The sequence below is a fragment of the Sphingomonas sp. Root241 genome (assembly GCF_001428865.1).
GTDB lineage: Bacteria > Pseudomonadota > Alphaproteobacteria > Sphingomonadales > Sphingomonadaceae > Sphingomonas.
Genome location: NZ_LMIV01000001.1, coordinates 1,202,027 through 1,217,397, shown reverse-complemented (window position 1 = coordinate 1,217,397; position 15,371 = coordinate 1,202,027). Strand labels below are relative to the sequence as shown.

At 68.0% G+C, this 15,371-nt stretch carries 5 protein-coding genes; 3 read left to right on the top strand and 2 right to left on the bottom strand.

The features are described 5' to 3' along the window. Positions 1–156 precede the first annotated feature (156 nt). From ASE13_RS05630 to ASE13_RS05620, 3 genes are all read left to right on the top strand, one after another. Positions 157–2,253 carry a beta-galactosidase gene (locus tag ASE13_RS05630; protein ID WP_235536856.1) on the top strand — a complete coding sequence of 699 codons (2,097 nt, stop codon included), beginning with the start codon at positions 157–159 and terminating at the stop codon, positions 2,251–2,253. A 6-nt stretch (positions 2,254–2,259) separates the two neighbouring features. Beyond that, positions 2,260–5,373, top strand: a complete 3,114-nt coding sequence (locus ASE13_RS05625; protein WP_082596387.1) for an alpha-L-rhamnosidase — start codon at positions 2,260–2,262, stop codon at positions 5,371–5,373. 139 nt (positions 5,374–5,512) lie between these two features. After that, positions 5,513–6,973 carry a glycoside hydrolase gene (locus ASE13_RS05620; RefSeq protein ID WP_235536855.1) on the top strand — a complete coding sequence of 487 codons (1,461 nt, stop codon included), beginning with the start codon at positions 5,513–5,515 and terminating at the stop codon, positions 6,971–6,973. A gap of 149 nt (positions 6,974–7,122) precedes the next feature. On the opposite strand, the gene ASE13_RS05615 is transcribed toward ASE13_RS05620, so the two are convergent. Both ASE13_RS05615 and ASE13_RS05610 read right to left on the bottom strand, forming a co-directional pair. Then, positions 7,123–8,682 (bottom strand): HEAT repeat domain-containing protein, encoded by a 1,560-nt coding sequence (locus ASE13_RS05615; RefSeq protein ID WP_156404746.1) that lies wholly within the window; start codon positions 8,680–8,682, stop codon positions 7,123–7,125. Beyond that, a complete protein-coding gene (locus ASE13_RS05610) occupies positions 8,679–15,368 on the bottom strand; it encodes a hypothetical protein (RefSeq protein ID WP_056612533.1) in 6,690 nt (2,229 codons plus the stop codon). The genes ASE13_RS05615 and ASE13_RS05610 overlap by 4 nt, the downstream gene beginning before the upstream one ends. Between the last annotated feature and the right edge of the window lie 3 nt (positions 15,369–15,371).

Sequence of the window (15,371 nt, the reverse complement as noted above, 5' to 3'; positions counted from 1 at the left end):
TGCTGTCCGCGTCCGCCCACTCAGACTTGACCGGTCCCTCCCTCGCTATATTGTCTTACTTAATAACGGAGAGGTGCCGACCGCGACAACCAATGGCTGCGCGCCGTCGATCGGGGAACGAAACCTGACGCTCCGACGAACCGGGGAGACCAATCGGTGAAGAAGATCACGCGCGCCCTGCTCGCATCGGCCCTACTGGCCGCGGCGCCCGGCACCGCGGCGGCGCCGAAACTTCCCGACACGATCCTCTATGGCGTCGCTTATTACGACGAATACACGCCCGTAGACCGCGTCGAGGAAGATGCGCGGCTGATGCAAGCCGCGAATATCAGCGTGGTGCGGATCGCCGAATCGACCTGGGGGACGCTGGAGAGGCAACCCGGCGTGTTCGATTTCACCCATGTCGACCGGATGCTGGCGGCGATGCACCGCCACGGCATCAAGGTGATCGTCGGCACGCCGACTTATGCCATCCCGACCTGGCTCGCGCGCCGGCATCCCAATGTCCTCGTCACTCGCCCCAATGGCCGCGCCGAGTTCGGCTACCGCCAGAACATGGACATCACCGATCCCAACTATCGCGCCGCGGCCGAGCGCGTGATCGTCGCGTTGATCGATCATGTGAAAGATCACCCTGCCGTCATCGGCTATCAGGTCGACAACGAGACCAAGGCCTATGGCACCAGCGGTCCCAACATCCAGGCGGCCTTCGTCGCCGCGATGAAGGCGAAATGGCCCAATCTCGACGCGCTGAACAAGGCATGGGGCCTCGATTACTGGAGCAACCGGATCAATCGCTGGGAAGACTTCCCGTCCACCAAAGGCACCATGAACGCGAGCGTCGCCAATGCGTTCGCCGAGTTCCAGCGCGGCCTCGTCACCGAGTTCCTGACCTGGCAGGCTGGCCTCGTCCGCGCCCGTGCCCGGCCCGACCAGTTCATCACCCAGAATTTCGATCTCGGCTGGCGCGGCCATTCCTATGGCGTGCAACCCGAAGTGAACCACTGGCTCGCCGCCCGCCCACTCGATATCGCGGGAATCGACATCTACCACCCTAGCCAGGAGCGGCTGACCGGCGCCGAGATCGCCTTTGGCGGCGACCTCACCCGTTCGATGCGCGATGGCCAGAACTATCTGGTGCTCGAGACGCAGGCGCAGGGCTTCCCCGAATGGACGCCCTTCCCCGGCCAGCTGCGGCTCCAGGCGTTCAGCCACCTCGCCTCCGGCGCCCATCTGGTCGAATATTGGCACTGGGCGACGACCGCCAACGCCGTCGAGACCTATTGGCGCGGATTGCTGGGGCAGGACTACAAACCCAACGCGCTCTATGACGAAGCCACGGGCATCGGCGCGGACTTCAAGCGGCTCGGGCCGAAACTGGTCGACATGACCAAGCGAAACCAGGTTGCAGTCTATGTCAGCAACCGCGCGCAGAGCGCCTTCGATTCGTTCCGGATCAACGCCGACGGTCAGAGCATCAGCTACAACGAAGTGCTCCGCCCCTTCTACGACGCGCTCTACCGACAGAACATCGAAGCCGACATCCTTTCGCCTGACTCGAAGACTCCCCTCGATCGCTACAAATTGATTGTCGTGCCCGCGCTCTATGCGGCCAGCGACGCCGAGCTCGCGCGGCTCAACGCCTTTGCCCGCGCCGGCGGCCACGTCGTCTACACCTTCAAGAGCGGCTTCTCCGACGAGAACACGCAGGTGCGCTACGCCGCACAGCCGGGCGGAATCGCCGAGGCGGCAGGCGTGACTTATCAAATGTACACGCCCCCGCGCGACGTGACGCTCGACGCCGACCCGTTTCGCGCGGGCGCGCCGGCCGATCCCGAAACGCTGAAGGTGCGTTGGTGGATGGAGATGCTGAAGCCGACGACCGCGACGGTGCTGGCGCGCTATCGCCACCCCTCTTGGCCCGCCGACGCCGCCATCACGCGCAACCGCTACGGCAAGGGCGAAGTGACTTATGTCGGGTTTATGCCGGGCGACACCTTGATCGAGGAGCTGCTCGCCGATGCCGCGCGCCGCGCCGAAGTCCCGGTCGGCACCACGCGCTTCCCGCTGATCGTGCGCGGCGGCACCCTGAAGAACGGGCACCGCGTTCGCTATGTCCTGAACTATTCGGCCCGGCCGGCGACGTTCACGCCGGAAGTCGCGCGGGGAACCGAACTCATCACCGGGCGCAAACTGGGCAGCGGCGATGCCGTCCCGCTGTCACCTTGGGGCGTGGCGATAGTCGAGGATTGACGACCCATGCCCCTGATCGATCGCCGCACGTTGCTGGCCGGGAGCGGGTTCGGCGCCGGCTGGCTGGCGGTGCCCGGCGCGCACGCCCGCACGGCGGCGGCTCGGCTGCGGGCTGAGAACCTGCGCGTCGCTACACTGCGGAATCCGCTGGGGATCGGTGATGCGCAGCCCATGCTTTCCTGGCAGGTGATCGGGCCCGCGGGAACTTTTCAGGCTGCCTGGCGCATTCGCGTCGCGAGCGATCGTGCGATGCTGGCGTCGGGAACTGCCGATCTCTGGGATAGCGGGCGCGTCGAAAGCGCCGTCTCTACGGGCGTGCCTTACGCCGGCCGGGCGATGCGCTCGCGCCTGCGCTGCCATTGGCAAGTGAAGCTCTGGGCCCCCGACGGCGCCGAGTCCGAGTGGAGCGAGCCGGCGGTCTGGGAAATGGGGTTGCTGCTGCCAGCGGATTGGACGGGTGAATGGCTGGCGGTGGAGAGCGCGCCGGAGCGCGACGATCGCCTCGCCGAGCCGCGCTGGGTTGTCGCGCAGACGCCGGATGCGCAGCGTCCCGGCCGGTTTCGCCTCTCCTTCCCGAGCGGCACCGGCGAGGGGCGGTTGACTATCCATACCGCGAGCAAGCTCGTCGGGCTAACGCTCGACGGCCGGCCGGTGGAGGTGCCGTCCTGGCACGCGGATGCCTATGGCGGACCGCCGGCGGCGACTTTCCCCCTCTCGCTCGCAGCGGGCGAGCATGTGCTGGTGGCCGAAGTCGCAGCCCGTCCCGAGGGCAGCAAGGCGTTGGCGGCGCTCGCGGCGCAGCTTCGCGCGCCGCAGATCGACGGCACGCCCCGGCGCATTGTCGACGGTTGGCAGGTCGCGGGTCCGAACAACACATGGACACGTGCGCCAGAGCGCGTGGACCAGAGTCACTTTCCATGGCCGCCCACGCCCGCGCGGCTGTTGCGCCGGGCATTTCGGCTGGGCGCCGCTCCACGCACGGCACGGCTCTACGTGGCGGCGTTCGCAGGCTACCGGATCTGGATCAACGGCCAAAGGGTCGGCGACGACGAGCTCCAGTGCGAACCCGCCGAATATCGCGAGCACATTCCGTATCGCACCTATGACGTCGCACCGTTGCTGCGGGCGGGTGACAATGTCGTCGGAGTGCTCGCCGGCGACGGCTTCTACGCGAGCTATCAGGCGCCTGACGGCCGCTGGGCCTATGGCCCCGCCCCGCGCCGCGTGCGGCTGATGATCGAGGCGCAAGCCGCCGACGGCGCCGTGGACAGGATCGTGACGGACGCCGAGTGGCGCCATCGGCAATCGCCAATCACTTTGTCGGAAATCTATGCCGGCGAGGATCATGATCACCGCGATTGGCCGCAGGGCTGGTCCGCCCCCGGTTTCAACGACGGCGCCTGGGATCGCGCCTGGCCGGCGCCCGCTCCCGTCGCGCAGTTGGTCCCGCCGCTGGCGCAGCCGATCCGGGCCACGCGCATCGTGCCGCCGCTGGCGATCCGCCGGATCGGGCCGCGCACGCACCTCGTCGATTTCGGGCAGAATTTCGCGGGCCGCGTGCGCCTGACCGTACCGGGCGAACGCGGGGGCCTAGTGACCGTCAAGCATGCCGAAATCCTGACCGCCGACGGAACGCTCGACCGCCGCAACCTGCGCGTGGCGCGCGCGGAGGATCGCTACATCCTGGCCGGCGAGCCGAAGGAGACGCTCGAGCCCGTCTTCACTTTTCAAGGCTTTCGTTACGCCGAGGTCGAGGGCCTCGCCGAATTGCGTCCGGACATGATCGAAGGCGTCGTGATCTCCAGCGACTTGCCGGAGATCGGCACCTTCACGATCGCGGAGCCCACCATCCAGAAGCTATGGCTCAACACCTTGTGGAGCCAGCGGTCGAATTTCCGAGGCAACGCCACCGATTGCCCGCAGCGCGACGAGCGGCTTGGCTGGACGGGCGATGCCCAAGTCTTCTGGGATACCGCCGCCTTCAACATGGATGTGGGCGGCTTCACGCGATCCTTCACGCGCATGCTGCGCGCCGATCAGGCTGCGAACGGCGCCTATCCGATGTGGTCGCCTTCGTCCAAGGGGCTTGGGTGGGGATCGTCCACGTCGACCCCTGGATGGGCAGATGCGGGCGTCATGCTGCCGTACGTCAGCTTTCTCCATAATGGCGACGCGGCGGTGGTCGACGATAATTGGGCGGCGATGACCGCCTATCTCGATGGCATCCTCACCGCCAATCCTGACGGGCTCTGGAAGGAAGGGCGCGGCGCAGATTTGGGCGACTGGCTGGCGCTCGACGCGAAGCAGCCGGGCGACGAGACGACCCCGAAGCCGTTGATCGCGACCGCCATGCTGGCGCGCTCGCTCGATCAGATGGCGCGCATGGCGGCGTGGACGGGCCGGGAAGCCGACGCATCGATCTGGCGTCGCCGCGCCGAGACCACGCGAGCAGCCTTTGCCCGGGTCTTCGTCGCCGCTGACGGCATTGTCGGCAACGGCAGCCACACCGGCTACGTCCTCGCATTGCGCCTCGATCTGGTGCCGAAGGCGCTCCGCGTTGCCGCCGGGCGCAGGCTGGCCGCAGACATAAGGCGACGCGGCACCCTGCTCTCGACAGGATTCCTCGGCACGCCGCTCGCGCTCGATGCACTCGTCGATATCGGCGAGACCACCCTCGCCTTCGACCTGTTGCTGCGCTCCGACTATCCCTCCTGGGGCTATATGGTGCGGCGCGGCGCCACGACGACCTGGGAACGCTGGAACAGCGACGTCGGCGACGTGTCGATGAACTCGTTCAATCACTATGCCTTCGGCGCCGTCTGCTCGTTCCTGTACCGTCGGGTGGGCGGAGTCGAACCCGTTGCGCCCGGCTTCAGACGCTTCCGGATCGCACCGGCCTTCGATCCGCGCATCGGATCCGCAGGCGTGTCGCTCCGCAGCGCTTCGGGCCCGATTCGGCTGGAGTGGGTCCACAACGGCGGCCGCATCGTCTTACGGCTTGAGGTACCCGCGAACACAAATGCGGAACTCGTGCTACCCGGCCTCCGTCGGGTCTGCCGCCCCGGCCGCTACGAGTTCACCTCTCAGCTCAAATTCGCCGATAGTGCGCATCTCCGGTGACAGCGATGAAATGCATCTCGGGTAATGGAGCCAAATCTCCCAGATGATCAGGGTGCCGCACTTCCTGATGGTTGCTCTATGCGGCTTGATCGGCTGCGCGTCGATGGGCATGGCCCGGCGGCAACCCCGGTGGTCTGGCGTGATCGGCGGGACCATCGCCGCCATGGGGCTTGCCACGGCGCCGCTCCACGCCGAGCCAAGCCAGGTCGCGATCACGATCCGTCCGGCAATCGACCGCCCGGGGCCGCTCTTTGAGGGCTGGGGCACTGCGCTGGCGTGGTTCGCCGAGGTCACCGGCGGCTATCCCGACGCGACGCGCGAACGGCTCGCGGACCTCCTTTATGGACCTGACGGGCTCGGCTGGACGATCGCGCGCTACAATATCGGCGGCGGCAATGCCGCCGGTACGCCGCCCTATTTGCGCCCGGGCGCCGCCGTGTCCGGGTTCTGGCGACGGCCCGAAAACGCGACTAGCCAGGATTGGTGGAGACCCGATGACCCGGCGATGTGGGACTGGTCGGCCGATGCCAATCAGCGCTGGTGGCTGGACGCGATCCGGATGCGGGTCCGCGCCCCGATCTTCGAGGCATTTTCGAACTCGCCACCCTGGTTCATGACGGTCAGCGGTCGCGTTTCGGGCTCGAAAAAGGGAACCGAAGACAATTTGCGCCCTGGGCAGGAAGGCAAGTTCGCTGCCTATCTCGCACGGGTAGTCAGCGAATTACAGCGGCGCCATCATATCACCTTCAGGACCCTGTCGCCGGTCAACGAGCCGAATACCGATTATTGGTTCGCCGCGAATACGCAGGAAGGCTCGCATTGGAGCCCCGCGCGGCAGGCGACGATGATTGACGCCGTCGCGGCGGCCCTGGAGGATCAGGGACTCGCGACGACGATCGCCGCGCCCGACGAGACCAATTCGCACCTCTTCGTGCGCGATTGGGCGGATTATCCGCCCGCGACGCGCGCCCGTATCGGCCAGCTTAACGTCCACAGCTACGGCACGGTCCACCAGACCGCGGTGCGCGATATCGCCCGGGTGTCGGGTATTCGCCTGTGGATGAGCGAGAACGACACGCCGCTGGAAAAGGAGCCGGAGGATTTCGACGGCATGCCCTCGGCGCTCGCCTTCGCCGAGCATGTGATCCAAGATCTCAAGCGTCTCGAGCCTTCCGCCTGGGTCTTCTGGCAGGCGATCGAGACGATCAGCGCGAAGGGTGGCGCGGGAGGCTCCAATTGGGGCCTCATCAAGATGGACCTGCGCGCGGCGCCGGACGCACCGCATCCGATCCACATCACGGCAAAATATTGGGCGATGGCCGTATTCAGCCGGTATATCCGCCCTGGCTATCGACTCGTCCCAGTGGACGATGCTGATACCGTGGGGGCGATGGCGCCGGATGGCGGGACATTGGTGCTGGTCCACATGAACCCCGGGCCTTTTTCGCGCGCGCTGACGATCGCCGTGCCGCGCGCGGCCGTGCGGGAGGTCATCATCACGGATGCGACGCGCCAAGCTGCTCGCGTCGCATCGAAACCACTTCCCGTGCTCGTCGCGCCGCCTGAGTCCGTGACGGCGATTATGTTGGCCATTCGATAGCGAAGGTTCGACTTGGACATACCGGCGACCCCCATCGGTGGCCCGCTCCAATGTCCGTTTGCGGGATTCGCTCAAACGCGGGTGAACGGCCGAAAGGAGGGCGCACAGCCGACGCAATCGAAGGTATCTCTGAGAGGCCTTCGGCCGATTCAACCGCTCCCGATCCAGCTCCGCCACGCGCGCGGGATTGCCTTTTCGTCGAGTCCGGGTTGCCGCAGCACGGCGGCGATCAGAGCCGCGTGGCGATCGTGTGGGACGATCGGCAATGGACCGAGCAGTGCGACGATGCGTTGGACAAATGCCACACGACGCGCTCCACCCGGGCCCGAACCTTCACGGGTAACGGCTTGGGGCTGCCGGCCGCCTGCCTTGAGCACCGCAGCATCGCGCAGCGCCAGCAGCGTGCGGCGATCGTCAGCGTTCAGGCCCGCCTCTTCGAGCGGCGGGAGCGGCGCTCTCGCCGCCGCCGTGGCGAGGCTTTCTAGTTCCAGCACCCCTACGCCCCAAATCGCGACCATCCGCACACGCCAGTCCGTGTCCGCCAGACCCGCCGCGACCAGAGGAAGGATCGTGGTACGATCCGCCGCGGGCATCGCGCTGAGGGTCGTGGTGAGTATCTCCCACCGAACGTGCCCATTGGCGGTCGAGCGGATCGTGGGCGGGACCGTCAGCAGCTCGGCGAGCGCCGCTTGCGGGTCGGGCGCCACCTTTCCTTCCAGGGCATCGCCAAACGCTCGAGCAAGCCGTTCCGCACCCTCGCCCCGGATTTCGATCCAGGCGGTTCCGGGCTCGGGGGCGTGCCAGTCGACTTCGAGGTCCAGCGCCGGATGTCGCGTCCATGACGCGAAGTGTGGCAATAAAGGCTGCACCTCCGCGTCGGGATCTCGCGCGAGGCCTAGCGCGGCGAGCAGCAGGCCGAGCTTGCGGAACGATCGCGCCGGGTCCGTCGGAAGCGGAAAGCCGATGCTCGCCGTCGCGCCGCCCTTGAACCGGGGGGGCACCGGCAGAGAAGGCACGACCGAGTAGACGAGGTTAGGGATGCTTGCCGACGACAGCGCCCAAGGCTGGTCACCGAATCCGAAGGCGAGAACAGCGGCAATATTCGGAGACGGCAGATAGCCGAGCCATTGCGGCAGCCATTGCGAGAGGAAGTCGTACACGTATCGGGCCCGTTGTGCGGCATCAGTGCACGCGAGAATAGCGAGGATCGCACGCGACGCCGGGTCGGGTTCCACGGATTCGCCTAGCGCCAGAGCAGCTTCGGCTTCACCCGCCAGCGCGAGATCGATCAGCACATCGTAAAGCGGGGAAAGCAGCGGCCGATCGTCACGTTCACGACGCCAAAGCGCGGCGCTCGCCTCCCCGGCTTCGTGCCACGCCCCCCGATCGAGGACATCGCGGCGCATCCACATCCCCACCGCGCGCGCGCGTTTAAGACCGACCGAGAACAACAATGCGTCGCCACCATAGGCGAGCCCCTCGGCTATTGCGGTTTCCGCCCAGCGCAGCCCCCGTTCCAGCGCGACGGTCAGATCGTTCTCCTCACCGACAAGCCAGGCCTCCGCCACCGCCGAAATCGTCACGGTCGCCGCCTGAACCAGGCCTGCCGGCCCGAATTTGGGCAAGTCCTGTTCATCGGGAAAGCTTCCGCGCGCGCCTCGGGCACGTTCAGCAATTGCGATCGGATCGAATCTGGGGGTGCTCATCATGGCTTCGTCGGATCTTTTCTTACGTTGATCGTCTCATGGCGGAAAGGTCCGCCATTCGTATGCGACGTCGTCGCCTCGAAGTCCCAGTTCGTCAGGAAATCGATTGCCTTGGCACGGATTTCGGGGGTGAGCCCATGCGACGAGCCATTGAGCAGGTCCAGCGCCTGATTGCGCGCGGAGGTGAGCCGCCGCGCATCGGTGAAGGTCTCCGAATGTCGCGCCGCGCTGCCTTCACCGCGGTACTTCGAGTCCCAAAGCGTCACGCGGCCGGTCGTCGAATCGATAGAAATCACATCGGCATAGTTGACGCCGACCGCGTGGCCATAATCGATGACGATGCCGAGATCCTGGTGCGCTATGTGATTGGCTAGCCGGACCTCCGCCAGATATCCGTTCAGGTGCGCCTGCTGCGCCTCCAACGTTCGGGCGTCCGGGCGATAGAGCAGCCCCGCGACCGGGTCCGGCAGCGCCGGGTGCAGCGCGATGCCGTTGAACATACGAAGCGAGTCGAGCTCGGCCCGCAACGCGTCGACCTGCTGGCGCAGCGGCTCGATACGTTCGAGAAAAGCATCGCGTTCCGCGACGAACCGCGCCTGTCCGGTTTCATATTCTCCCTGCAATCTGCGCAGCAGATCAAAGCGCTCGTACATTGCGCGATCGGTCGGGTGCATCTCGCGCAGCAGCTCGGGCGGTGGCGTCGCCGGCTTGGTCGCGAGCCATTCGGCGAGTCGCGCACTGGCCCCGGTAAGATCTCTGCCTTGAATCAACTCGAGAATTTCAGCGAGCTTGGCGGGGGGCGGCGCGTCGCCCCGACGCGCGGTCAGCATCTCGATATTGGTCTGGATCGCATGCATCGCATTCTCGGGCGCGGCCTCGAGCTGGGCGAACGCACGTTCATGAACAAGCAGGCCCGGTTCGATCCCGCTGAGCTCGGTCAGGATTTCCTGGCCTCGGAGGCGTTCGCGCATGTCCGGCTCGGGCGCAGCCGGGGCAGCGGGCGGCCGCTTGGTTGACTTCGCCGCGACATAGCCACGCTCCTGGGCATCGGCGCCCAGAGCGAGCCGCTCGCGCTCCTGCGACAGTTGGCGCTCGAGTCCGGCGATCTCCTCCATTACCAGCGCACGGCGACGCGGATCGAGACCTTGTTCCGACAACCGCGTCATCCGATCCTCGATGATGCGGGGGAGCTTGGCGACTTCGAGCATCGCTTCCCAATGGCCACGATCACGCGGCGAGACCAGGTCGAAGCCAATCGCCCTGCCGAGATCGTTGAGCAGCAGTCGCGCGCGCCCCGCCGCGCCGGCATAGCGGCGCATCGCGTCGATCGTCCCGACATGGTTCTGGATATCGGCCGCCCGCGCGTTCGGCCCGATCTGCAGCGCGACTCCGATGATGTTGCCGGCACGGTCGCGTTGCGGCACCGCGCGCACTTCGTCGGGACCGAACGAGGAGTCGTTGACTACTTCGACCTCGACCCGGTTGCGGAGCCGCGCCGGCAGCGAGTCGACGGGATTGACCGTACGCCCGCCAGTCCCGGGCGCGACTACTTGGCGCACCTCCGCGCCGATGCCGCGCAAAGCCGCGAGCGGCGCCCCTTCGCGGACTACCACCACTGCCTGGCCGTCGTGGACATAGACCATCGCGTCGCCGAAATTACCACCGTTGAGCGCGCGGAACTGCGCTTCGCCGACATGGAGGATCGGCACGTCGGAGATGGCCCGGCGCTCGGCCGGCGGGATCGCGCCCAATAGCTCGCGCCGGGCCTCGCGAGTCGCAGCCCGGACCGCGTCGGCGTTGTTCGAAGCCGCGGCTGCCTCCGCCTCCATGCGCGCGACGAAATCGGCATGGGTGCCGTTGGGATTCTCGGCACGGAACGAGCGATATTCCCGCGCGCGTGCCTCGACCGGAGTCATCGCCCGATGCTCGACGTGCATGAACCGGCCCACGCCGGCGTGCACGACATGGCCACCGAGCCCCATCACCATCCCGTTCTTGAGATTCTCGAGGCTCGCCTCCCAGGTGCCGTGCGCGATGTTGCCGATCAAATTGCCGTGGCGCCAATTCTGCTCGTTCATCACCGCGCCCGCCATCGCTGCGGGAATGCCGGTAACCAGATCGCGCGCCTGGTCGACGACGAAGGCGCGTCCGAAGGCGGCGGCACGCTGGCCGATACTCGGGCGCAATCCCTGGCCGACCGCGCGTTCAGCCGCCGTAGCGAGCCCGCGCCCGGCGACCTGGCGGAGCGTCGCGCGTACCGAAGCACGGCCCATGGTGCGCAGCCCCTCTCGCGCCGCGCCGAGGATCGTCTTGCCACCCTCTCGCGCCCACGTTCCCGCGCCCTTGAATGCGCCGACGGTGGCGAGCGTGACCACCAGATCGACCGCGCCGACGACCAGATCGGTGGTGATTTCCTCAGCGCCATAGGCGCTGCCCTTGATCGCGGCCTTGGCGGCCATGCCGGAGAGCGTGCCGATCACCGATCCGGCGATCGCGATCAGTGCCGGCACCGCGGCACCGCCAGTCACCACGCCGAGGATCGCGCCGAGCACGATCGCCACGGCGCCGATCACATATTGCAGGATGGTGGTAAAATTGTCCGCGAAGCTGTCGACGGCCGCCCGTTGCGCGTCGATGGCCAGGCGAGCGTTCTCGACGCGCTGGTCGAACACTCCCGACAGATGCGCGCGGCGCTCGGTCGAGAGGTTCGGATCGTCGAGCTCGGCGGACATCGCCTCGAGCCGTTCGAGCGACGCCCGGGATTCGCGTGATTCGGCGCGCGACGCTCGGGCGCCGGCCCAGCCCACTCCCGCCTCGTCGCGGCCGAGACGACGGCGGAGTTCTTCGACGCGATCCTTGGTGGTGAGCGCCGTGCCATGGTCGACCACGTCGACCAGGTCGTCCTCCTCGCGTCCGCTCGTATCGCCCTGGACCGCCTCGCGCAGCGTCTCGTTGCCATGCTCTCGCCGCCAGCGGGTGTCGAGATAGGCCATGTCGTCGGGCGTCAGGCCCTCCAGCCCGCCGCGCAGCTCGCCGGTGTCGGTGCCGACGCCCTCGATGCCGAAGGCGACGCGCGCATAGGCCCAGTCGAGCCGCCGTTCGCGACGCGCCGCGGGATCGGCGGCGTCGCGGCGCATGATCTCCACGCGCGCGCGCGCGTCGCTGAGAGCGCCCCCGCGGCCGAAAGTATTGTCCGACATCGTCTGCGTCAGCATCGTGTCGAGGCTGATGCCGTAGCGATCGGTCAGCCGGCGATCGAGGGCAGCGGTACTGGTACGCGAGATATCGAAGGCGCGGTCCGAGATGGCAGCGTCCATCTCGCGCTGGAGCGCCATGCGCCGGTCCATGATCGCGCGCTCGGTCAGCGGCGTGCCGGCGCGGCGCGCGGCTTCGGTCTCGCGCCGGATCGTCGCGTCGATGCCGGCGCGGCGCTCGGGCCCCTCCTCGAGCTGGGCGCGATCGAGCGCGCGCGTATATTGCGCGCGCACGACATTGCCCATCACCTCGTCGTCGGCATAGGTGCTGCGGCGCTCGGCCTCCATCCGCCCGGCATCGACCCGGTCCATGTCGCCAGTGGCATAGCCCTGGAGCATGTCGCGGTTGCCGCGATCGAAGGCGAAACGATAGCCTACCGCGTTCTCGAGCGCCGAGCCCGAGCCCCAGCTATAGGCGGGCACATTGGCGAAACGCTCTTCGAAGCTTGCGCCCATCGCAGCATTGCGCCGGGCGACTTCCGCCTCGAACTCCGCAGGGGTCCAGTCGCCGGAGCGCGCCAGCGCCATCGACTCGGTGCGGATGCGCTCATAGACCGCCGTAGCGGCGGAGGCATCCGGACCCCAGAAGCCTCCGCTCAGCGCATAGTCCATCTCATAGGCTTCGGCGGCAGTGGTGTCGCCCGTGGCGATCGCGCGCGCCTGACCTAACTCGGACCCCGACAGATCGCCCGAGAGCACGCTGTCGACCGATTCCCCATACCGTTCCAAATAGAGCGAATTGAGCCGGGTCCGCGCCGCCGCGCGCTGGTCCTCGGGCAGCGCCTCGATCGAGCGCAGCGCGGCCATGATCTGCGGCTCGTTGGTGCCGGGACCATAGGCCGCATCGTGGATCGCCTCTACCGCTGCGGCGACCGGGTCGCCTTCCATCAGCGCCTGCGCGCGCCGCCATTCGTCGCCCGACAATTCCTCGTCGAGGTCGTTGTAGAGCGCGTTGTCGTTTCCGCGGCGCTGATTGTAGCACTTGGTGACGGCTTCGAGCTCGATCGGGCGCAACCCGTCGAGCTGCGCGTAGATGGTAGCCTCATCGGTGCCGACCTTGTCATAGCCGGCGCTGTAGATCGCGTTGGCACGCTCGCGCGCGCTGAAGCTCGAATTCTTCGCCTTGGCGGCAAATTCGATTGCTTCCCATTCGCCGCGCGGCAGCCCGTGAAGCTGGCGGTCGACCTCGATCTCGATCGCGTGCCGCTCCTCGGCGACCTGGCGGGTCCGCAGATTGCCCGACAGCTGGTCGATGAAATTGGGCTCGCGTGAAGTGGAGAGGATGTTGGCGATGAAGTCTCGCTTCTGGTCTTCGGTGAGCCGCGCAAAACCCTCGGCATTGACGGCGTCGGCGGCAATCGAACGCTCGATCCGCGTCCGCAGCCGAGCGACGTCGCGCTGCATCTCGAGCCGAGCGAGCCGCGCTTCGGTCTCGGCCCAGGTCGTCGCGGTCTCATGGGCGGCGTCGGCCCAGCGATCGAGGTCGGTGACGGTGCCGGTCCACCAGGCTTCGCTCGCCCCCTCCTGAGTGGCGCCCCAGTCGCGTAGCGCGCGGAAAGCCGCCGCGCCTTCATTCTCGACTTCGGTGATATTGGCATCGGCGGTGGCGTTGGCAGACGCCTTCATCCGCTCGACTTCGGTGCGAAGCGCGCGGACACGCCGATCCTTCCATTCGCGCGCGGCGTTGATCGCCGCGTTCACGCGGCGCCGGGCGGTCGCAAGCTGGGCGGCGTCGCTTGGCGGCGTCTGGCCGGGGCCGAGATTGTTGGCTTGCTCGGTCGAGGCCTGGTCGGCGCTCACAGCGAGCTCATAGGCCGCGATCACGCGATCGCGCGCGCCGTCGAGTTCGCGCGCGCGCTCACCCTTCTGCAGCCTGAAGCGAGCGATCGCCTCCGAGACCTTGGCCTGGATGCGCGCCACCGAACCTTCGGCGATTGCGCGGAACCCCGGCTCGGGCGGCGGGCCAGCGCGTGCGCGGCGACGCGCTTCCTCTGCTGCCGCGCGCGCGGCGGCGGCATCGGCGAGGCGGGTGTCCGCAGTCGTCGCGGCGGCCGTGGCGGCGGTCGTCGCATCGGTGGTGGCAGTCGCGCTAGCTCCGCTCAGCGCGTTCGCGAGCTCGGTCCGGCGCGCCGCAACGGCGTTGTCGAGCACGGCTCCTGCCGCCCCCATGATCCGCGCGGTTGCGTTGACGCGGTCGGTGACCCGCGTCGTCATCGCCGGCAGTTGGTCCCGGCCGAGATTATCGAGCGCGGGATACTGGGTCGTGTTGAGGGCGCCGCCGGGATAGTCGGCCATGTCCTGCTTGATCGCGTGCAGAATGTCGTCGCCGGCATCCTCGGTGTCGACCATGGTTCGCGCCAGCACTGCAGCGAACAATTGCTGCTCGGCGATGGTGACGTCCGGCTCGGGCATCGGCGGGGTGGAGACGGTAACCACCGGCGGGGTCACGGCCGTGGTGACGGTGCCGTCGGCGGCGGTCGTCGGCTCGGCAAGCAATTGCGCGCGCAGCGCGAGCAGCCGCGTGCGCGTCTCGCCCCCATTTTCCTCGCCCGGTCCGGGCGGATCTCCCTCGCGCGTCAGGCCGGCGCGATTCATCGCATCTTCGCCGAGCACGATCATTCGCCGATCGGCCGCCGTGATCGGGCGATCGGGCTCCGCGACGACCGGCATGTGCCCACCCGGGCTCGCCTCGACCGTGGGCAGGCTCTGCTCGGGGAGCAGGCGGTTGGCGACCGCCTCGATGCGCTGGGTGGCGGGCACGATCGGATCGGGCAGGTTGGCGAAGCTCGGTTCGACCTTGGGAATGGGAGGCGGACCGGGAATGCGTCGTGCCGCCGGTGCCCGCGATCGCGGCGGCCTGGCTGGCGCTGGAACCGCACTGGCGGTGGCGAGCGCCGGCGGGTGCGGCATCGCCGAGGCAGTCGCGGACGCGCTCGCGGCGACCGCTACTGCCGTGGGCGCGACAGGCGCTACCGCCCCGCCGCCGCCGCTCGGCCCAGCCCGAGCCGCAGGCGCACCGGGAGGCGCGATCGCGCCGCCCGCCTCATGCGGGGGTGCCTCGGGGCCGGTGGCGGGCGGCGCATCGTCCACGGTCCCCGCCGGGTCCGCCGGCGCGGGAGCGTCCGGATCGGGCGGGCGTAGCTCGGCATGCTCGCCTTCGGGACCCGGCGCGGGCGGAAGTTCCGTGGGTTCCGGCGGCGCGGGCAGATCGGTCAGCAAGCCGGCGATCGCCTGGTTCCCCGCCATTCCCTGCGCGGCGCGAAGAATCTCGGCGACGGTGCCGGTGGCCTCGGGCGGAATTGCGAGCGGTCCGCCGGTCCGCCCACTCGTCATCAGCCGCATCATGTAGGCGGCCGTGACACGGCGCGGCGCCGGGCGCGCGCCCTCGGAAAGCGGCTCGGGTTCGCGCGTCGCGACGGTTGGAGGCAGGGCCATGGC

Bases quoted from the DNA above. Each gene is read 5' to 3' on its own strand.
- ASE13_RS05625 (WP_082596387.1), top strand. From the start codon at position 2,260: ATGCCCCTGATCGATCGCCGCACGTTGCTGGCCGGGAGCGGGTTCGGC.
- ASE13_RS05615 (WP_156404746.1), bottom strand. From the start codon at position 8,682: ATGATGAGCACCCCCAGATTCGATCCGATCGCAATTGCTGAACGTGCC.
- ASE13_RS05610 (WP_056612533.1), bottom strand. From the start codon at position 15,368: ATGGCCCTGCCTCCAACCGTCGCGACGCGCGAACCCGAGCCGCTTTCC.